General features: G+C 70.2%; 17 protein-coding genes. 9 read left to right on the top strand and 8 right to left on the bottom strand.

Going from position 1 to position 18,717, the window contains the following annotated elements; genetic code table 11:
• The first annotated feature begins 496 nt into the window (after positions 1-496).
• Complete coding sequence (locus tag ACFVS9_RS30670; RefSeq protein WP_383114765.1) at positions 497-1,534, top strand: NlpC/P60 family protein; 1,038 nt, start codon at positions 497-499, stop codon at positions 1,532-1,534.
• A 42-nt stretch (positions 1,535-1,576) separates the two neighbouring features.
• On the opposite strand, the gene ACFVS9_RS30665 is transcribed toward ACFVS9_RS30670, so the two are convergent.
• From ACFVS9_RS30665 to ACFVS9_RS30655, 3 genes are all read right to left on the bottom strand, one after another.
• The gene (locus ACFVS9_RS30665) at positions 1,577-2,506 is read right to left on the bottom strand and encodes a M56 family metallopeptidase (protein WP_389937666.1); all 930 of its coding nucleotides are present in this window, start codon (positions 2,504-2,506) and stop codon (positions 1,577-1,579) included.
• Positions 2,503-2,871, bottom strand: coding sequence for a BlaI/MecI/CopY family transcriptional regulator (locus ACFVS9_RS30660; protein WP_383114763.1), 369 nt, complete (start codon positions 2,869-2,871; stop codon positions 2,503-2,505). The genes ACFVS9_RS30665 and ACFVS9_RS30660 overlap by 4 nt, the downstream gene beginning before the upstream one ends.
• A gap of 319 nt (positions 2,872-3,190) precedes the next feature.
• Positions 3,191-4,621 (bottom strand): MFS transporter, encoded by a 1,431-nt coding sequence (locus ACFVS9_RS30655; protein ID WP_383114762.1) that lies wholly within the window; start codon positions 4,619-4,621, stop codon positions 3,191-3,193.
• Between the two features lie 110 nt (positions 4,622-4,731).
• Here ACFVS9_RS30655 and ACFVS9_RS30650 point away from each other — a divergent pair, with 110 nt between their 5' ends.
• Together ACFVS9_RS30650 and ACFVS9_RS30645 are read left to right on the top strand one after the other, a co-directional pair.
• Positions 4,732-5,325 (top strand): TetR/AcrR family transcriptional regulator, encoded by a 594-nt coding sequence (locus ACFVS9_RS30650; protein ID WP_383114761.1) that lies wholly within the window; start codon positions 4,732-4,734, stop codon positions 5,323-5,325.
• Between the two features lie 53 nt (positions 5,326-5,378).
• The gene (locus tag ACFVS9_RS30645) at positions 5,379-6,302 is read left to right on the top strand and encodes an SDR family NAD(P)-dependent oxidoreductase (RefSeq protein WP_389937661.1); all 924 of its coding nucleotides are present in this window, start codon (positions 5,379-5,381) and stop codon (positions 6,300-6,302) included.
• Between the two features lie 385 nt (positions 6,303-6,687).
• Here the strand turns inward: ACFVS9_RS30645 and ACFVS9_RS30640 are convergent, their stop codons facing one another.
• Complete coding sequence (locus ACFVS9_RS30640) at positions 6,688-8,130, bottom strand: aldehyde dehydrogenase (RefSeq protein ID WP_389937658.1); 1,443 nt, start codon at positions 8,128-8,130, stop codon at positions 6,688-6,690.
• A 245-nt stretch (positions 8,131-8,375) separates the two neighbouring features.
• Positions 8,376-9,239 (bottom strand): SDR family NAD(P)-dependent oxidoreductase, encoded by an 864-nt coding sequence (locus ACFVS9_RS30635; protein ID WP_389937655.1) that lies wholly within the window; start codon positions 9,237-9,239, stop codon positions 8,376-8,378.
• Between the two features lie 170 nt (positions 9,240-9,409).
• Here ACFVS9_RS30635 and ACFVS9_RS30630 point away from each other — a divergent pair, with 170 nt between their 5' ends.
• From ACFVS9_RS30630 to ACFVS9_RS30620, 3 genes are all read left to right on the top strand, one after another.
• A complete protein-coding gene (locus ACFVS9_RS30630; RefSeq protein WP_389937654.1) occupies positions 9,410-10,084 on the top strand; it encodes a TetR family transcriptional regulator in 675 nt (224 codons plus the stop codon).
• An 85-nt stretch (positions 10,085-10,169) separates the two neighbouring features.
• Entirely contained in the window at positions 10,170-10,871 is a 702-nt protein-coding gene (locus ACFVS9_RS30625; protein ID WP_389937651.1) for an NAD-dependent epimerase/dehydratase family protein, read from the top strand.
• Positions 10,872-11,055: 184 nt separating this feature from the next.
• A complete protein-coding gene (locus tag ACFVS9_RS30620) occupies positions 11,056-11,529 on the top strand; it encodes a nuclear transport factor 2 family protein (protein ID WP_389937648.1) in 474 nt (157 codons plus the stop codon).
• A 203-nt stretch (positions 11,530-11,732) separates the two neighbouring features.
• Here the strand turns inward: ACFVS9_RS30620 and ACFVS9_RS30615 are convergent, their stop codons facing one another.
• Positions 11,733-11,921, bottom strand: a complete 189-nt coding sequence (locus tag ACFVS9_RS30615; RefSeq protein WP_383114805.1) for a hypothetical protein — start codon at positions 11,919-11,921, stop codon at positions 11,733-11,735.
• A gap of 284 nt (positions 11,922-12,205) precedes the next feature.
• Positions 12,206-13,237: an alpha/beta fold hydrolase gene (locus ACFVS9_RS30610; RefSeq protein ID WP_389937645.1), complete on the bottom strand. Its 1,032-nt coding sequence runs from the start codon at positions 13,235-13,237 to the stop codon at positions 12,206-12,208.
• Positions 13,238-13,715: 478 nt separating this feature from the next.
• On the opposite strand from ACFVS9_RS30610, the gene ACFVS9_RS30605 reads away from it, so the two are divergent.
• Entirely contained in the window at positions 13,716-14,075 is a 360-nt protein-coding gene (locus ACFVS9_RS30605) for a hypothetical protein (RefSeq protein ID WP_389937642.1), read from the top strand.
• Between the two features lie 178 nt (positions 14,076-14,253).
• Here the strand turns inward: ACFVS9_RS30605 and ACFVS9_RS30600 are convergent, their stop codons facing one another.
• Positions 14,254-15,696: an aldehyde dehydrogenase gene (locus ACFVS9_RS30600; protein WP_389937639.1), complete on the bottom strand. Its 1,443-nt coding sequence runs from the start codon at positions 15,694-15,696 to the stop codon at positions 14,254-14,256.
• A 742-nt stretch (positions 15,697-16,438) separates the two neighbouring features.
• Here ACFVS9_RS30600 and ACFVS9_RS30595 point away from each other — a divergent pair.
• Entirely contained in the window at positions 16,439-17,506 is a 1,068-nt protein-coding gene (locus ACFVS9_RS30595; RefSeq protein ID WP_389937636.1) for an alpha/beta fold hydrolase, read from the top strand.
• A gap of 64 nt (positions 17,507-17,570) precedes the next feature.
• Complete coding sequence (locus tag ACFVS9_RS30590; RefSeq protein WP_389937633.1) at positions 17,571-18,329, top strand: creatininase family protein; 759 nt, start codon at positions 17,571-17,573, stop codon at positions 18,327-18,329.
• Positions 18,330-18,717: the final 388 nt, after the last annotated feature.

The raw sequence follows: 18,717 nt of genomic DNA, 5'->3' as shown, positions 1-18,717 counted from the left end.
CTCCGGGGCCCGGGGGCTCCGGGGTTCCGGGTGTTCCGGGGTTTCGGGTGTTCCGGCACGGCAGTGGTCGCGGCTCGGTGTGTCCGCCGGTGGCCGGAGCGGCAGGCGGGGTGCGGACCGGCAGGCGGGGTGCGGACCGGCCGCGTCGGTGCTCGCTGCGGGTCGGTGCTCGCTCCGGGGCGGGTTGCGCTGCCCCGGGCCCATCCGTGCCCATCCGTGCCCGTGCCCATGCCCGTGCCCATGCCCGCGCCCATGCCCGCGCCCATGCCCGTGCCCGTGCCCGTGCTCGCGCCCATGCCCGCGCCCGCGCCCGTCGTCCTCCGTGGAGTGCCCACCAGTTGAAACTAATCAACTAAGTAATTTAGTCTTCGGGGTGTTCCTCGTCGGCCACCCGCCCTGGGTGGCAGCGGAGGTGCCGCCGCACGATGTCTCCCGAACGGACCACCGCGCACAGGATGTTCGTGGTCCGCGACCCAGGAAGCAGGAGTCAGACCCAGTGGCCTCCCACCGCCGTCCCAAGCCGCCCAGTCACGCGTACACGGCCGCGCTCACCGCGACCGCCGCTGCCGCCGTGGCGCTCTCGACCCAGTCGGCGTCGGCCGATCCGCTGCCCGACCCCACGAAGAAGGGTGTCCAGGCGCAGATCGACCGCCTGTACGAGGAGGCCACGCAGGCGACGGAGAAGTACAACGGGGCCAAGGAGCGGGCCGAGCAGCTGGACGAGCAGGTCAAGAGCTTGCAGAGTGCTGCCGCCCGCAAGCAGGTCGGCCTCAACGCCCTGCGGAACCAGCTCGGTTCGATCGCCACCGCTCAGTACCGCAGTGGCGGGCTCGATCCCTCCGTGCAACTGCTGCTCTCCTCGGACCCCGACGAGTTCCTCGACGACGCGGCGGCGATGGACCGTCTCGGCGCGCAGCAGCTCTCGGCGTGGCAGCGCTACGCGGAGCAGCAGCGGGAGTTGCAGCAGCAACGCGAGCGGGCCATGGGGAAGGTCGAGGACCTCGGCAGCACCCGGGCGGAACTGGGAAAGAAGAAGAAGGAGATCCAGGGGAAGCTGGCGAAGGCTCAGCAGCTGCTCAACACCTTGACCGCCGAGGAACGTGCCGAGATCGCCGAGGAGGAGCAGCGCGCGAACCGGTCCAGCGCGCGTGTCGAGCTGGGCAACGAGGCGAGTGCCTCGCAGCGTGGCGCCGCGGCGTTCAGCGCCGCCCGGAGCCGTGTCGGTATGCCGTACGTGTGGGGCGCCACGGGCCCCTCTTCCTTCGACTGCAGCGGTCTGACGTCCTGGGCCTTCCAGCAGGCGGGCGTCTCCATCCCCCGGACCTCGCAGGCCCAGGCCGCGGTCGGTACGAGGATCAACTCGCTGAGCGCCTTGAAGCCGGGGGATCTGATCATCATGCGGACCGACCTGAGCCATGTCGGTTTCTACGCCGGCAACGGACAGATCCTGCATTCCCCGAAGCCGGGTGCGCAGGTGCGCTACGAGTCCATCGCGCGCAGCGGCATGCCGTTCATGTGGGGCGTGCGCGTCTGACGCCGGGGCGCGCGGACGTGGTGGCCGGTGTCGCGCCCGCGCCTAGCGGGGCAGGAGTGTGAGGTCGACGCCCGGCACGAGGGCCGGGGGGCAGACGACGAGCACGGGAAGCAGGGCCACGAGGAGGGCGCTTGCCACGATGCAGGCCCGGGCGGTCAGGTTGGTGCTCCGGGCCGGGGCGAGGATGCGCTGGAGTCTCACCACGACGCTCTGTCCTCCGGCCCCCAGCGCGCCTTCCGGTACGGCGGCGGCCGCCATCTCGTACATCGCGGTGGCCAGGACGTCGCGTTCCGCCCCGCGGAGCGCCCGGTCGTCCGCCACCATCTCGAGGAGCAGGGGGACGTGCCGCCGCATCACGGCCGCCAGGGGCAGTCGGCGGAAGACCGCGGCGAACGCCTCGACGGCGGCCAGGACCAGGTGGTGACGGCCGACGACGTGAGCACGTTCGTGTTCGAGGACCGCGTCGAGCTGCTTGCCGGACAGGAGCGTGACGGCGCCTGTGCTGACGACGATCCTCGGCCGGTGTCCAGGCAGGCAGTAGGCCACGGGTGCGGCGTGTTCCAGTACGGTCGCCCGCAGTTCCGCGGACGGGCGGCCGACCAGGTCGAGGACCCTTCTGTGCCGGCTGCGGATGGCGCGGGCGCGTCGTACGCAGAGGGCGAAGGCGGTCACCAGGGCGGCGGCCACGGTGCCCGCGGCGGCGTGTCCTGCGTAGTCGGGCACGGCTGAGCTGGGGGAGTCGATACCCAGCGCGACTCGGCAGGTGTAGATGACGCCGTGCAGGTGCGCATGGGGGGTGGCCAGATGAAGGGCGCCCAGCGCCAGGCAGAGCGAGAACGATCCGGCGAGCGTCAGCCAGACGGTGACGGCCAGGGCCGGTGCCCTGTGCGTCCAGTTGTCGCGCGTCATCAGGCGCGGGGCGAGGATGCCGACCGCTGCGGCGTAGCCCAGGAGGGCGGGGGCCGCGTTCACGGTGGAAGGTCGCGTCCGGCGGCGCGCAGCGCGTCGCGCAGAGCGGCCACCTCGTCCTCGGACATGCCGCGGACGAAGTGGGCCAGGGCCACCGAGCGGTCCTCGCTGGCGCCCAGGGCGTCCTCCATCAGCGCGGCCGAGTACGCCTCCCTGCTCCGCACCGGTGTGTAGAGCCAGGCCCGCCCCTGCTTCTCGCGCGTGAGCCAGCCCTTGTTGTGGAGGATCGTCGTGACGGTCATCACGGTGGTGTACGCGGCGGGGCGCCGGAGGTTGATCGAATCCACCACCTCGCGGACGGTGGCGGGTCTGTCCCACGTCCAGAGGCAGTCCATGATCTCGGCTTCGAGATCCCCCAGCCGCCTCATGACCAAGCCTTTCCTGCCGCCGCGGTCGCGTTCGTCGGGGGCCATAGTAGCGAGCCCGTCGGCCCGGCCGGGCCGACGGGGATCACCCGCGGGACGCCGTGACGGCCGCGCGCCCGAACCGTCGGCCCTGAGGCTGCCGGGGGTCCGCCGGGGTGTCCTCGGGCGGGGCGGTGCCGGGGCGGTGGCGGGGCGTGGCCTTCGTGGTGACCGGGGCCGCCGGTCTGCGCGGCGGGTGTTCTCCGGAGCGCGGACCGGCCGGGTCGCCGGACGAGCCGACGGACGGGTCGGCGGTTGCCCCGGGTCGGGGGCGTCGGACCGTTCAGTGGCCGGGGGCCGCGTCGTCGGCCGGGGCGGACTTGGGCAGGAGGCTCAGGAAGGGCAGGCAGACGACGGTGACGGCCATGACGGTGAGGACGGCGAGGGTCATGGCGTGATCGAGGGCCCCGCCGTGGAGGTAGACGGTGGTGACGGTGGCGGAGCCCAGGGCGGTGGCGAGTTGCTGGACGGCGGTGAGGGTGCCGCTCGCGCTGCCGGCTTCGGCGGGGTCGGTGTTGCCGATGGTGATGTCGAAGAGGGTGCCGAAGCAGGCGCCCATACCGATGCCGGCCAGGGCGCCGGCTGGTGCCAGGGCGAGCAGGGTGACGTCGGTGCCCCGGGTGATCACCAGGGCCAGGAGCCAGCCGGCTCCGGCGAGGGTGACCAGCATGCCGACGAGGACGAGGGTGCGGCCCAGCTTCTTGGTCAGGGCCATGCCGGCTCCGGCGCCGGCGATGATGCCGAGGGTCAGCGGGAGCATGCCCAGGGCGGCGCTGCCGGGGCCGGCGCCGAGGGCCTGCTGGATGAACAGGGACATGACGAAGGCCAGTCCGTTGGTGACGGCGAAGAACATCAGCCCGACCAACAGGCCTGAGGTGAAGCCCTTGTTGCGGAACAGGGAGGGTTCGATGAGGGGTGCGGTGGCGGTGCGCTGACGGCGCGCGAACAGCAGAAGGAAGACGGCGCCTGTGATCAGGGCCGCGATCGAGCGGACGCTCCAGTCCGACTCGGAGCCCTCGATGAGGCCGAACATCGTCCCGAACATGGCCAGGGCGAGGATGCCCGCGCCGATGCCGTCGACGGTGACGGTCGGGTCGGCGTTGTCGCGGGGCAGGATCCGGGCGGCCAGGGCGACGCCGATGGTGCCCAGGAGCAGGTTGACCAGGAAGATCGGCCGCCAGGAAAGACCGGCGAAGTCGGCGTCGATGACGATGCCGGCCAGGACCGGGCCGCCGATCGTGGCGATGCCCAGGAGCGGGCCGAACAGGTTGAACGACGTGCGCCGCATGTCGGGTGTGAAGTGCCGCGTGATGATCGCCATGCCCTGCGGGATCAGCAGGGCGCCGAACGCCCCTTGCAGGATCCGGGCCGGGATCATCACGTCCGGGCCGGGTGCCAGACCGCACACGGCCGAGGCGAGGGTGAAGCCGCTCATGCCGATCAGGAAGAGGCGGCGCTGTCCGTAGCGGTCGCCCAGGCGCCCTCCGACGACCAGCAGGACGCCCATGGCGAGGGCGTAGGAAGCGCCCAGCCATTTGATCAGACCGGCGCCGCCGCCGATGTCGCCCACGATGGTCGGCGCCGCGATGTTCGTGACCGTCGCGTCGATCATGTCGAGCGCGTCGGCGAGCAGGACCAGGAGCAGGACCGCCCACATCGCGAGCCGTCCGAGTGCCTCTCCTGTCGGAGGCCGGGTTTCTGTGGTGATGGTCATGACGGCCTCCAGAGGCGAACGAAGTGGGATTTCCTATCCTCACTGAAACACAACGACGACCAAAACTGCAATCAGTAGTGTTTTGAACAGGGTGGTGTTATTCTTCAGGTATGGAAACCACTGGACGCGCGCCCGGCAGGCGCGAACGCAAGAAGGCGGCAACGCGCAAAGCCCTGAGCGACGCGGCCCTGGAACTCTTCCTGGAGCGCGGCTACGAGAATGTGACGATCGCTCAGATCGCCGAGGCCGCGGACACCGCGACCACGACCCTGTTCGCGCACTTCCCGGCGGGCAAGGAGGCGTTGCTCCTCGACGACAGCGGAGAGCGGGAAGCGTCCTTGACCGAGGCGGTCCGCAACCGGCCCGAAGGCAGCTCGGCCCTGGACGCCCTGCACGCCTTCTTCGCCGGACGGGCCCCCTTCGCCGAGACCCGCGACCTGCCCGAGCGCTACCGGCGCGCGTCACAACTGGTGATGGACACTCCGGCGCTGTGGGGCTACGCGCGTCAGGTCTGGGTGGCCTGTCAGGACCCTCTCGCCCTCCTGCTCGCCGAAGCCGCCGGGCAGAGCGAGCCCGACGAGTCCTTGCACCTCCTGGCCCGCTACGTGCTGGAGATCCCCGACCTGGCATCCAGCCGGCCCGACCGCAAGGCCGCCCTGGACGAGGCGTTCCGTCGCCTCCACCTGGCCTGGCCCGAGCTCTGACCACGCCCGCACCACCTGCGGGTCCCACCCGTGACACCCTGCAAGGAGCCTCCGTGGCCTGGAACGTTCATGAGCCCCCGCGCGCCGACGGCACCACCGTGCTGGTGACCGGCGGCAACGCCGGCATCGGCTACTTCGTCGCCGAGCAGCTCGCCGCTGCGGGAGCGACCGTCATCATCGGCAGCCGTAGCCGGGCGAGGGCCTCCGCCGCCGTGGACACCATCACCGCCCGCGTCCCCGGCGCCCAGGTGCAGCACATACCCCTGGACCTGACCGACCTCGACTCCCTGACGGCGTCCGTCGGCCACCTGGACACCGACACCCTCGACGCCGTCGTCCTCAACGCGGGCATCGCACTGGACGACCCGCCCCGCGAGGAGAACCGCCGGGGCCACGAGCTGATGCTTGCCACCAATCACCTCGGCCACTTCGCCTTGGTGCACCGGCTGGAGCCCTGGCTCGGAGCGGCTCCGGCCGCCCGGATCGTCACCATGGGCAGCTACGCCGCCCGCTCCGAGCGCCTCGACCTCGACGACCTGCAATCCGTACGCGACTACGACCCCAAGCGGACCTACGGACGCTCCAAGCTGGCCCAGATGGCCTTCGCCTTCGAGCTCGACCGCCGGCTGCGCGCCTCGGGCAGCACCTGCATGAGCCTGGTCGCCCACCCCGGCGGCGCCCTGGACTCTCTCACCCCTCCCCGCCCCGGCATCCACCGGCGCTCCGGGTCCCAGCGTCTGCTGGCCCTGCCGGCGAAACTGGTCCTCCAGGGCAAGGACGCCGGTGCCTGGCCCGCGGTTCGAGCCGTCCTCGACCCGGACGTGCAGGGCGGCCAGCTCTGGGGGCCCAGCAGGCTCGGCCTCAGCGGCAGACCCCACCTCGAGAAACCCCACTCCCATATGACGGACCAGGACACCGGAGCAGCGCTCTGGGCCGCGAGCACCCGACTGACCGATGCGGACCCCTTCGCATCCTGACGCTCCGGAGAAGACCCAGGGGCCGGATCGCGCGGAGGCCGAGGGTGCCGGCTGTCGGCTGTCGGCTGTCGGCTGTCGGCTGTCGGCTGTCGGCCCGGTATGGGGGCCACGCCGGGCCGGGGGTGTTCGTACGAGGTGATCGTTCGTCGGCCCCGGTCCTGGTCCCGGACTCGGGCCCGGTTCCTGACGCGGTCCTGGTCCCGGACTTACTCCCCAGCTCGGGCCTGGTCCCGGACTTACTCCCCGGCTCGGGCTTGGTCCCGGACTCGGGCCCTGTTTCGGTCCCTGCGGTCGGGGGCCGATCCGGGTCAGGTCCGGGGTCCGGTCTCGGCCCGGGGTCCGGCCCGGGGTCCGGTCTCGGCCGTGAGGCCGACCCCCCGGTGGGTCAGATGGTGATGGTCTTGTACTCGGTGTAGGTGCCGAGGCCGACCGCGCCGTACTCGCGGCCGATGCCGCTGGCCTTGAATCCACCGAACGGGCCGTCATAACCAATGGGAGCGCCGTTGATCGTGAGGGTGCCGGTGCGGATGCGGCGGGCAACGGCCAGGGCGTGCTCCTCGTCGACGGACCACACACCCCCGGAGAGCCCGTACTCGGAATCGTTCGCGATACGTACCGCCTCGTCCTCGTCGTCATAAGGAATGACGACCAGGACCGGGCCGAAGATCTCCTCCCGAGCGACCCGCATCGAGTTGTCGACATCGGCGAACACCGTCGGCGTCACATAGTTGCCCTGCTCCAGACCCTCGGGAACCTGAGGACCACCCGTCACCAGACGAGCCCCCTCCTCGATACCGATCCGGATGTACTCACGCACACGAGCCTGCTGATCAGGACGGATCATCGGACCGATGAAAGTCCCCGGATCACTCGGATCCCCCACCTTCAGCGAATCCACCAGCATCTTCAACCCCTCCACCACCTCCTCATACCTCCCACGCGGCGCCAGGATCCGGGTCTGCGCGATACAGGACTCCCCGTTGTTCAGCAGGGAGGCGAAACGGAGGTCCTGGAGGGCTTTTTCGATGTCGGCGTCGGGGAGGATGATCGCGGCTGACTTGCCGCCCAGTTCGAGACTGACCCGCTTGAGCTGCTGTCCCGCAATCGCCGCGATGCGGCGGCCCGCCCCCGTCGAACCGGTGAAGGCGATCTTGTCGACATCCGGATGCGAGATCAGATACTGACTGGTCTCACGGTCCGCCGGCAGAACACTGATCACCCCTTCCGGCAGACCCACCCGCTCCAGCAGTTCGGCCAGGAAGCCCATGCTGAGGGAGTTCTCCGGAGACACCTTGAGGATGACCGTGTTGCCCGCGAGGAGTGCGGGAACGATCTTTCCGTAGGCGGAGGACGTGGGGGCGTTCCAGGGGATGACGGCGGCGACGACGCCGATGGCCTCGCGTCGCATCACGCTGCGGAACGGGGCGTCGGGGGCGGAAGGTGTGAGGGTCTCCTCCCAGCCGAACTCCTCGGCGGCTCTGACGGAGCTGTTGAACTGGCTTGCGAGACTTGCCTGGAGGGCCCGGGTGAACCACACGGGGGAGCCGTTCTCGGCGGTGACGAGGGCGGCCATCCGGTCGTCATGGGGCCTGGCCAGTTCGTCGAACCGGCGCAGCAGGGCGATGCGCTCGGCCGGGGTGGTGCGGCCCCAGGGTCCTTCGTCGAACGCGTGACGGGCCGCGGCGACCGCACGGTCGATGTCGGCGGGCTGGGCTTGTGCTGCGCGGCCGATGACGGACCGGTCGTGCGGCGATCGGATGTCGAGCAGGTCCTTCCCGCTGGGGTCGGTCCAGGTGCCGCCGATGAAGAGCCGGTCATAGGTGTGCATGTGGCGTTCCTGTTCTGCGTTCCTGTTGGTGCTGATGGCAGGTGTGGGGTCGGGTGGAGAGGGGTGCTGCCGTCAGGTGTGGAGGCGGACGGTGGGGGGTGCTCTTGTCAGGTGTGGAGGCGGACGGAGGAGGGCTTTGTCAGGTGTGGTGCGGGTGGAGGTGGCCGTCCGTCCGTGTCCTGGTCGGTGGTCCGGCGCGGCGGGCAGGTGGAGTCGGCGAACGGGCAGCCCGCCTCCGCCCACGGTCAGAGGGCGAACTCGACCGGCTCCGTGCCCTGCTGGAGGAGGCTCTTCCACAGGTCGCTCGGGTTGCCGGTGGAGGCGTTGCGGAACTCCTCCCAGTACCAGTCGCTGCCCAGGAGCTGCTTGACCCGGGGGACGGCGACCCCGTCGGGGCCGGCGTAGTAGCGGACCTTCTCGATCTTGCCGTCGGTGACCGCCTCGTAGATGGCCCGGGCGGTCACGGCCGGCTTGGAGCCGGTGCCCTGGCTGCCGAAGAACCGCTGGATGTCGGGCAGGTACTCCTGCGGGATGTCGCCCGCCTGGTCGATCTTGGTGAAGATCCGGGTGGCGTGAGCACCGGGGAAGACCGCCTTGACCGAGACGCCGAAGCCGGCCATCTCGACGTTGAGGCCTTCGGAGAACGCGGCGACCGCGGCCTTGGAGGCGGCGTACACGGCGGTGTAGGGGTATCCCTGGTCCGCGCTGATCGAGGCGAGGTTGACGATCGCTCCCGACCGCTGTGCGCGGAAGTGTGGCAGGAAGGCCTTGGTGAGGGCGATCAGGCCGAAGACGTTGGTCTGGAACTGGTCGTGCACCTGCTCCATGGACGCGGCCTCGACGGGGCCCATGTGGTAGTAGCCCGCGTTGTTCACCAGTGCGTCGACGCCTCCGAACTGGGCGATCGCCCGCTCGGCGAACACACCGGCGCCGCTCTCGTCGTCGACGTCGAGCAGGAGCGTCCGCACGTTCGGCAGATCATCGTGAAGGGGGAGGTCCGCCTCCTTGCGCACGGTGGCGACCACGTTCCAGCCCTGGGCCGAGAACAAGCGGGTGGTCTCCAGGCCGAAGCCGGAGGCGGTACCGGTGATGACGACGGTGCGGTTCATGAGGGTCTCCTCGAATGCGTTCTTGTCCGATGCGGCCGGGGCTTGCGTGCTGCTCGGGAACGGGTACGCCTGTCCCCCGAGCTAGAAGACCGCCGGTCTCTTGCCTGCTCCACCAACATAAGAGACCAGTGGTCCGATGTCAACGCACCATCGGTCTGTAATATGGGGGCATGACGACCTTCCAACGAGCGCGCAGCGACGAGCAGCGGGAGATCCGGCGTCGGGCGATCCTGGCCACCGCAGCGGAGATGTGCGACGAGGTGCCCGTGAGCGCGGTCAGCCTCAACGAGCTCAGCCGCCGCGTGGGCCTGGCCAAGTCCAACGTGCTGCGGTACTTCCAGTCGCGCGAGGCGATCCTGCTGGAACTGCTGGACCAGGCCTGGCAGGAGTGGACGGCCGAGCTCCCGGAGCGGATGGACGCCTCGGTGGCACCGGACACCGATGTCCCCGAGCGCGCCAGGGCGTTCGCCGCCGCGCTGACCCGCTCACTCGCGGACCACCGCAGGCTCTGCGATCTGCTCAGCGCACAGGCGGGCGTCCTGGAGCACAACGTCTCCCCCGACGTGGCCGCCCGGTACAAGCGCGCCGCTCTCGCCAACGTCGCGGGTCTGGCCGCCGTGACCCGACGTCATCTGCCCGAACTGGGCGGCAGGACAGACCAGTTGGCTGCCCAGATCGTCATGGTCACCGGCGCGGTGTGGACCCACTCCCAGCCGTCCCCGGCCATGCTCACCGCCTACGGGGACGACCCCTCCCTCGCAGCCCTGCGCATGGATTTCGTCCCCACCCTCCAGGAGATGGTGTGCACTCTCATCGCGGGCACCCTCGCCACGAACGCCCCGTGACCGGCTCGTCCGCACAGCTCGCAGGTACGCCGACGACCGCCTCCTCCGCGGCGGCCCCGCCCCCTTCGGCAACAGGGAGACCAGAATGCGCGTAGCCATCTTCGGAGCGTCCGGCATGGTGGGGCACGGCGTGCTCGACGCGTGTCTGCGGGATCCGCGGATCCACGACATCCTCGTGATCGGGCGTGCGCCCCTGGGCCTGCGTCACCCGGGGATCCGTGAGGTCATCCACGCGGACTTCACCGACTTCACAGCGGTCCAGGGCGAGTTCCGCGGGCTCGACGCATGTTTCTTCTGCCTGGGTGTCTCCTCTGGGGGCCGTTCGGAGCAGGAGTACATCCGCATCACACATGACTACACCCTGGCCGCCGCACGTGCCGCAAGCGCGGACAACCCCTCCCTGACCTTCACCTACGTCTCGGGCGAGGGGACGGATGCCACGGAGACGTCCCGCACGATGTGGGCCAGGGGCAAGGGCCGGACCGAGAACGAGCTGCTGGCCATGCCGATGCACGCCTACATGTTCCGGCCCGGATACATCCGCCCCCAGGGCGGCGCCGTGTCCAGAACGGCCGCCTATCGCTGGACCTATCGCCTCACCTCGTGGCTGTACCCGCTCCTGCACCGGCTCGCCCCCCGCCACACCACGACGACCCAGCACCTGGGACGCGCGATGATCGCCACCACAGGACTCGGCGGCCGCGGCCCGCACGTGCTCGACAGCCTTGAGATCAACCGCCTCGGCACCCCAGGCGCCACGGGCACAGCCCCCGGCGCCGGAGCGTGATCCGGACGACCGGAGGGGGCACAATGGGCGCGGTCGGCGGGTGAGGGGGCTCGGGAGTCCTCACCGCGCCACCGACTGAACACACCGGACGCGACGGGGCCGTACCTGTCACCGCCGGCCCACCCGCGGGCTTCCGCCGTCCCTGGGAACCGCGCCCGGAAGACCGCCCCGGCTGGAGGAACCCATGTCCACGTCCCCTCGCATGACTGACGATCAGGTGCCCAGCCACCGGGCCATCGAGAACCTCATCGCGCGGTACGCGGAGCTCGTGGACGACGGCGACTTCGCAGGGCTCGGCGTACTGCTCGCGGACGCCACGTTCACCGGCAGCGGGGAACCGGTCAGGGGCCGGGAAGCGATCGAGAAACTGTTCCGGGACACTCTGATCGTCCACGCCGACGGCACACCCAGGACGCAGCACGTCACGACCAACGTCGCGGTCGAGGTAGACGAGCTGACGGGAACGGCCGTCTCGCGTTCGTACGTCACCGTGTTGCAGGCGCTGCCCGGCCTGCCGCTGCAACCCATCGCCGCAGGCCGCTACCACGACCGCTTCCAACACCGGGAAGGCCGCTGGTGTTTCGTGGAGCGGCGGGTCCGGATCACCCTCGTCGGCGAGGTGAGCCACCACCTGCGCCAGGCTCCCGCCAACCGATAGCCCGCTCCCGGAACACGCACTTCGCGGCCGGGTTCCCGCGCACAAGGCGGCGGGAGCCGTCTCCCCCGGATCCGCTTCGGCCGGACCGCCAGCGGCCCCGCCCTCCTCGGTGCCGAGGAGGGCGGGGCCGTGTGCCAGCTCCCGCGCAGTCGGTCCGGCTCACAACGGGTCCGCACGACCCGTGCACGGGCGCGGCCGGGGCTCTACAACCCGAGGTCGAAGGCCAGACAGGAGTAGTACTTCCACGAGCCTTCGGGGTTGTAGGAATGGGTCCCTCCGCCCGGCTCGGACTCCACCTCCTCGGTCATTTCCTCGAAGCGGATGCGCTCGGGAAGCCTGCCGTAGCGTGCGTGCCGTGCGGCCTCGTCGGCACCGGTGAGTTCCTTGATCATGACCATGCTCCACTTCATCGACCGTGGATCGCGTCCCGCTTACCGCCTTGGACGTTTCTCAGCCTGCACCAACCAATCGTCACCTGTCAAGCCGGTGACGAATGGAAAGGGCTGGAACACACGCGCAACCGCTCGTGCAGCACACCCACGGGGATTCGGGATGCGGAGTGGACACGTGTGCCATCCCCCAGCCCCTGAGCCCTCTCGGACCGAGGCCCCTCCCCCGCCCCTCTCGGACCCCGGCCCCGGCAGCCATAGCTGAAACCGGTGGCCCCGGCCCGGGGTCACCGCATCGCGTCGACCTCAAGGACCGCCGCGGTGAACGCGTCGGGACGCTCCTGGGGAAGGTTGTGACCGGCATCCGGGACGACGTGGTGCGCCCACGGCCCCGCGAAGTGGGCCGCGTAGCCGCTCCCGTCGGTCCACGGGGTGACGCCGTCGGCCTGTCCGTCCAGCGTGACGGCGGGCACGGTGATCTTCGGCTGGTCGAGCAGCCGGCGCTCCAGGGCCGCGTACCCGGGAGCGCCGGGGGCGGCGCCCAGGCGGTGCCGGTAGCCGTGGATGACCACGTCGACGTAGTCCGGGTTGGTCCACAGCTGCGCCGCCTGGGCGAACTCGGCTTCGGTGAACTGCCATGCGGGCGAGTTGCGGTGCCACACCACTCGTGCCACGTCCTCCCGGTTCCGCTGGAGGCCTTTGCGGCCCCGTTCGGTCAGGAAGTAGAAGAAGTACCAGTAACCCGACTCGACCGAGGGCGGCAGCGGCTCCTGGGCCACGGCGAGGTTCTGGACGAGATAGCCGTTCACGGAGACCAGGCCGGTGCAGCGTTCCGGCCACAGCGCGGCGGCGACGTCACCGGCCCGCCCGCCCCAGTCGTATCCGGCGAACAGCGCACGGGGAAGGCGGAGCGCGTCCATGAACGCGACCAGGTCCGCGCCGAGGGCCGCCTGTTGGCCCGACCGGAAGGTGTCGGCGCGGAGGAACACGGTCTCCCCGTGGCCGCGCAGGTAGGGGATGTAACAGCGGTAGCCGCGCGGTGCGAGCGCCGCCGCCACTTCGGCGTAGGAACCCACGGGGCTGAAGGGCCAGCCGTGCAGGAGGATCACCGGCGTGCCGTCGGCCGGGCCCACGTCGTGGTAGGCGATGTCCAGTACGTCGGTGCGGATCCGGCGTACCGGGCCCAGGTCCGCCGCGGTTCCGCCGGCCGGGGAGGTGGTAGCGCCCGTGTACGCCGAGGCATTCGCCGTTCCGAGAAGTCCGGACGCTCCCGCCGCCGTCGCCGTCACGGCCTGGGTCAGTCTCCGCCTGCTGATCATGTCCTCGCGTCCTCGCGTTCGGTCAGGAGTGCACGAGACACATACGCGCACCCGGCTGCATCACCGCTCTAGCAGGTTACGAGGATTGCCCTGCCGGAATGACATGTCAAGGCGATCGAGCGGCACGCGAGGGACGTCTCTCACGCACGCGTCGACAGAACAGGTGCCGGATGCCCCGGTGACAGCGGCACCGTTCCCCGACTGCCGACGCCACGGCTCTGCACGGTCCCAGGGGAAGCCGGCCAGGGTGGACGCGTACCCGCGCGGAGGGCGACGGCCGCGTGTTCACGGCGTTCGGCCATCACCCTGACCACCTCCCCAAGGAGGGCGCCAGGGTGGCTCATCAGACACATGTGTGGCCATTTTTGGCCCTCCTCACACATGGTTGAATGTGCAAAAATCTGCTTCCGACCGTCAGTCAACCCAACCAGGCGTGCCGACGTCTCCCCCGCGTCCGGCCGCACAGGAAGCAGGTCGTATGTTCACCCCCAGGACGAAGCTCCACCGCGTGGCCGCAGCCGTCACCATGGCCGGGGCCCTGATCGGTCTCGGCGCCGGGGCAGCGAACGCGGCGGACTGGCCGCAGTTGCAGAACGGCGCATACCTGTACTCGGGCGCCACCGGGACCGGGTCGGTCACCGAGGCCGATCTCGACGACTTCGGCACATGTCACACGCTGGCGAAGCCGGCCCGTTCCGTGCAGGTCGCCTCCGGTTCCGCGTCCCTGGAGCTGTACTCCGGGGCCGGTTGCACCGGTGCCACCCCATGGCGTACCGGCTCGCTCGCCCAGACCGATCTGCCCTGGGCGGTGCTGAGTTACCGGGTGGTCCCCGCCTAGCAGCGCCGCTGACCGGCTCGGTCCTGAAGCGCGCTGATCCGCTGCGTCCTGCCGTGGCCCGGCCGAGGTGTTGTCGCTCGGTCCGGCCGCGGCGGGGCGTCGCCCGTGCGGGCCGCGGTTCTCCGACGCGGGCAGGGGTTCCCTGGTGCGTGGTACGTCATCCGTCCCGTACGACCGGTCAGATGGTGATGGTCTTGTACTCGGTGTAGGTGCCGAGGCCGACCGCGCCGTACTCGCGGCCGATGCCGCTGGCCTTGAAACCACCGAACGGGCCGTCGAAGGCGACGGACGCGCCGTTGATCGTGAGGGTGCCGGTGCGGATGCGGCGGGCAACGGCCAGGGCGTGCTCCTCGTCGACGGACCACACACCCCCGGAGAGCCCGTACTCGGAATCGTTCGCGATACGTACCGCCTCGTCCTCGTCGTCATAAGGAATGACGACCAGGACCGGGCCGAAGATCTCCTCCCGAGCGACCCGCATCGAGTTGTCGACATCGGCGAACACCGTCGGCGTCACATAGTTGCCCTGCTCCAGACCCTCGGGAACCTGAGGACCACCCGTCACCAGACGAGCCCCCTCCTCAATACCGATCCGGATGTACTCACGCACACGAGCCTGCTGATCAGGACGGATCATCGGACCGATGAAAGTCCCCGGATCACTCGGATCCCCCACCTTCAGCGAATCCACCAGCATCTTCAACCCCTCCACCACCTCCTCATACCTCCCACGCGGCGCCAGGATCCGGGTCTGCGCGATACAGGACTCCCCGTTGTTCAGCAGGGAGGCGAACTTCACGCCCGCGACGGCCTTCTCGATGTCGGCGTCGGGCAGGATGATCGCGGCGGACTTGCCGCCCAGTTCGAGACTGACCCGCTTGAGCTGCTGTCCCGCAATCGCCGCGATGCGGCGGCCCGCCCCCGTCGAACCGGTGAAGGCGATCTTGTCGACATCCGGATGCGAGATCAGATACTGACTGGTCTCACGGTCCGCCGGCAGAACACTGATCACCCCCTCCGGCAGACCCACCCGCTCCAGCAGTTCGGCGAGGAAGCCCATGCTCAGCGAGTTCTCCGGAGACACCTTGAGGACCACGGAGTTGCCTGCGACCAGGGCAGGGATGATCTTCGAGGTGGCTGAGGAGAACGGTGAGTTCCAGGGAATCACCGCGGCCACGACGCCGATCGCCTCGCGGCGCACCACGCTGCGCACCGGGGAGGCCGGGTCGGAGGGCAGCAGCTCTTCCTCCCAGGAGAACTCCTCCGCCGCCTTCAGGTAGGCGTTCGCCTGGCGGGTCAGCCCGGGTTGTCCGGCACGGGTGAACCATCCGGCCGAGCCGTTCTCCAGCGAGATCAGGTGCGCGATCTTCTCGGCGTTCTCCTCGCGCAGCGCGTTGAACCGCCGCAGAGCCGCGATCCTCTCCGCCGGCGGGGTGAGGCGCCACTCCCCCTCGTCGAAGGACTTCCGTGCCGCGGCGACGGCCCGGTCCATGTCAGCCGGCTGCGCCTGAGCGGCACGGGCGACCACCGACCGGTCGTGCGGCGAGGCGATGTCGAGCAGCTCCTGCTCGCTCGGCTCGACCCAGGAACCACCGATGAAAAGCCGGTCGTAGGTGATCATGCGTTGTCTCTCCCGTGCTCTCGGTCCGATCGGACCTCTTGCTTAACTGTCACTTCAATGTAGCACTTCAGTCAGTTAGCTGCACATAAGAATGCTTCTTCCTTGGTTATGTTTCACTTCGATACCGCGCCGACAACCCGGGCACACAGGCGCACCGCCCTCTACGGAACACGCCCGAACGCAGCCGGACACGCCATACAGGACACCGGACCGCGCGAAGACTCGGCGGCGCCATCAGCACACGTATGACTCCGGGCGCGCCTCCGGTGTGGCGGTCGACACACGCCGGCACGACGTCGGAGTGCCCCGAGTCCCCGTCCGCCCGTCCGTCCGTCCGCGCGACCGTACCGCCCGGAATGAAAGCAGCGCTCACCTGCGGCGACGCGGGGCAGCTCCCCAGGAGGTGGCACCGGGAGGCGCGCGTATGCCTCGAATGCGGCGGCCCTCCAGTCCCGCTCCGTACCGTCACATGACTGATGTGTCCGTACGCGTTGCGAGCAAGAGTATGTGTCGTCGACCGGGGCCACGGCGGACCGGCACCGCGGAGGACCGGCACCGCGGAGGAGACGGACCCGATCTCGCCGACCCGCATCACGACATCAGTCGTCACCTGCTTGACAGGTGACGCACTCGGTGCGAAGGTCATCGCGCCGAGGCGCCGCGGCGACCCCGTCCCGCCGGTGCGAGCAAGAGGTTTCGAAGCGCGAGCCGGTCACCGGAAACGCATGACGGAGGGTTACACATGATCAACAGGCGTACATTCAGCAAGGCCGTCGGCCTGGGCACCGGCGCGGCCGCGGTCTCGCTGGCCGGGCTTCAGTCCAACGCCTTCGCCGCGACGGCGTCACCCGGGACGGGCGGCACACGTGTGCCCACGGTCCCCGCCGTCACCCCCGGCACCCACACGGGCTTCCGGACGGTCAAGCAGGTCAAGGCGGGCGTTCTCGACGTCGGGTACGCCGAACTCGGCCCCGCGCACGGCCCGGTCGTGATGTGCCTGCACGGCTGGCCGTACGACATCCACAGCTACGTCGACGTCGCCCCGCTCCTCGCCGACCTGGGCTACCGGGTCATCGTCCCCTACCTGCGCGGCCACGGCAGCACGCGGTTCCTGTCCCGCACGACCCCCCGTACCGCCGAGCAGTCCGCCATCGCGCTCGACGTCATCGCCCTGATGGACGCCCTGAAGATCCAGAAGGCCGTCTTCGCGGGCTTCGACTGGGGCTCGCGCACCGCCGACATCATCGCCGCCCTGTGGCCCGAGCGCGTCAAGTCTCTGGTCTCCACCAGCGGTTACCTCATCACCAACATCAAGGCGCAGCTGGAGCCGGCCCCCGCGGCCGTCGAGCACAACTGGTGGTACCAGTGGTACTTCGCCAGCGAGCGCGGCAAGAAGGCGATGGAGAACGTCGACGACCGGATCGCCCTGTGCCGGTACACCTGGACCCTGGTCTCCCCCAACTGGGACTTCTCCGACGCCGTCTTCGAGCGCACCGCACAGGCCTTCAAGAACCCCGACTACGCCGCCATCGTCCTCTTCAACTACCGCTGGCGCATCGGCCTCATCGAGGGTGAGCCCCGCTACGACCGCTACGAGCGGAAGCTGGCGGCGCAGCCGCCCATCGGCGTCCCCACCATCACCCTCGACGCCGCCCTCGACCCCTTCACCCAGCCCGGCGAAGGCTCCGCCTACCGGGACCACTTCACCGGTCCCTACGCGCACCGCACCCTCGCGAACGTCGGCCACAACCTGCCGCAGGAGGCGCCCACCGCCTTCGCCCAGGCCGTGGTCGACGCCGACCACCTCTGATTCCGCACCCGACACCGGCCGGTGTGTCCTCACCCCGTGCCGGCCACCTCCAGGAGAGTCCCAGATGAGCGAAGTCCAGTGGAACCGTCTGACCGCCGCCGAGCTGGGTGCCCTCGCGGCACGGGACGCGGTGGTACTGATTCCGGTGGGGGCCACCGAGCAGCACGGCCCTCATCTGCCCACCGGGGTGGACGACTTCCTGGCTTCCGAGGTGTGCCTGCGCGCAGCGGCCGCGGCCTCCGGGCGTACCGGTGTGGTGGTGGCGCCTTCGGTGCCGACGGGGCTGTCGGAGCATCACATGTCCTTCGGCGGGACCCTTTCGGTCACCCTGCCGACCTTGCACGCTCTGCTGCGTGACATCTGCCGCTCCGTGATCCGGGCAGGGTTCTCGCGCATCCTGATCGTCAACGGGCACGGTGGGAACATGACGGCGCTCCACGCGCTCACCACCGAGCTGACGGCGGAGCTTTCGACGCCGATCGCGTTCGCCAGTTACTTCGGCGCCGGGCGGGAGGTGGTGCGGGACACCCTGGAGGCTCAGGACGGCCTCATGCACGCGTGTGAGGGCGAGACGTCCATGATGATGGCCGCCCTGCCCGGGCTGGTCCGGACCGAGCACCTGCCGGAGGCGCACGGTCCGCGGATCACTCTGCCCGCGGAGTCCACCGAACCGGTGTACATGGCCGTTCCGTTCGAACGGATCACCCCTTCCGGCGTCGCGGGGGATGCCCGGGTGGCGAGCCCGGAGAAGGGGGAGACGTTGCTCTCCGGGTGTGCCGAGGCGCTGGCGGACATCATCGTGCGGGACCCGTGGGCGGCGTAGCGCCGTACGGATGATCCGCTGGAGGGCGGCGTACGACCGGGGCCGCGCGGCCTCCGCAGTACGTCGGGGCCGGCACTCGGTACGGCGGGGGCCGGCACTCGGTACGGCGGGGGGTGCGGCCTCGAAGAGGCGGAGGGCGGCTTCGAACGGGTGGCCGCGATCCACTACACGGCCCGTACGCGGCAGGGCCCCGTACGCACGGCCCCGTACGCAGGGCCCCGGCCCCGTCGCAGGCCCGGGGCCGGGACCCTGCGCTTGCCGGACTCCGAAGGCGGGGGGGGGGGGGGCAACTGCCCCCCCCGCCCCCCCGTGGGGGTTTTCACCCCGCGGGTACACAGACGGGTCGGCGGCCCCCCCCCCCCCCCCCCCGGGGGCCGGCCCCGGGCCC

The sequence above is a fragment of the Streptomyces sp. NPDC058008 genome (assembly GCF_042886395.1).
GTDB lineage: Bacteria > Actinomycetota > Actinomycetes > Streptomycetales > Streptomycetaceae > Streptomyces.
The sequence above is the reverse complement of the archived record's forward strand: the minus strand, read 5'-3'. Positions and strand labels throughout refer to the sequence as shown.

Bases quoted from the DNA above. Each gene is read 5' to 3' on its own strand.
- ACFVS9_RS30610 (WP_389937645.1), bottom strand. From the start codon at position 13,237: ATGATCAGCAGGCGGAGACTGACCCAGGCCGTGACGGCGACGGCGGCG.
- ACFVS9_RS30650 (WP_383114761.1), top strand. From the start codon at position 4,732: ATGGAAACCACTGGACGCGCGCCCGGCAGGCGCGAACGCAAGAAGGCG.
- ACFVS9_RS30605 (WP_389937642.1), top strand. From the start codon at position 13,716: ATGTTCACCCCCAGGACGAAGCTCCACCGCGTGGCCGCAGCCGTCACC.
- ACFVS9_RS30615 (WP_383114805.1), bottom strand. From the start codon at position 11,921: ATGATCAAGGAACTCACCGGTGCCGACGAGGCCGCACGGCACGCACGC.
- ACFVS9_RS30625 (WP_389937651.1), top strand. From the start codon at position 10,170: ATGCGCGTAGCCATCTTCGGAGCGTCCGGCATGGTGGGGCACGGCGTG.
- ACFVS9_RS30595 (WP_389937636.1), top strand. From the start codon at position 16,439: ATGATCAACAGGCGTACATTCAGCAAGGCCGTCGGCCTGGGCACCGGC.
- ACFVS9_RS30635 (WP_389937655.1), bottom strand. From the start codon at position 9,239: ATGAACCGCACCGTCGTCATCACCGGTACCGCCTCCGGCTTCGGCCTG.
- ACFVS9_RS30655 (WP_383114762.1), bottom strand. From the start codon at position 4,621: ATGACCATCACCACAGAAACCCGGCCTCCGACAGGAGAGGCACTCGGA.
- ACFVS9_RS30590 (WP_389937633.1), top strand. From the start codon at position 17,571: ATGAGCGAAGTCCAGTGGAACCGTCTGACCGCCGCCGAGCTGGGTGCC.
- ACFVS9_RS30640 (WP_389937658.1), bottom strand. From the start codon at position 8,130: ATGCACACCTATGACCGGCTCTTCATCGGCGGCACCTGGACCGACCCC.
- ACFVS9_RS30660 (WP_383114763.1), bottom strand. From the start codon at position 2,871: ATGAGGCGGCTGGGGGATCTCGAAGCCGAGATCATGGACTGCCTCTGG.
- ACFVS9_RS30600 (WP_389937639.1), bottom strand. From the start codon at position 15,696: ATGATCACCTACGACCGGCTTTTCATCGGTGGTTCCTGGGTCGAGCCG.
- ACFVS9_RS30630 (WP_389937654.1), top strand. From the start codon at position 9,410: ATGACGACCTTCCAACGAGCGCGCAGCGACGAGCAGCGGGAGATCCGG.
- ACFVS9_RS30620 (WP_389937648.1), top strand. From the start codon at position 11,056: ATGTCCACGTCCCCTCGCATGACTGACGATCAGGTGCCCAGCCACCGG.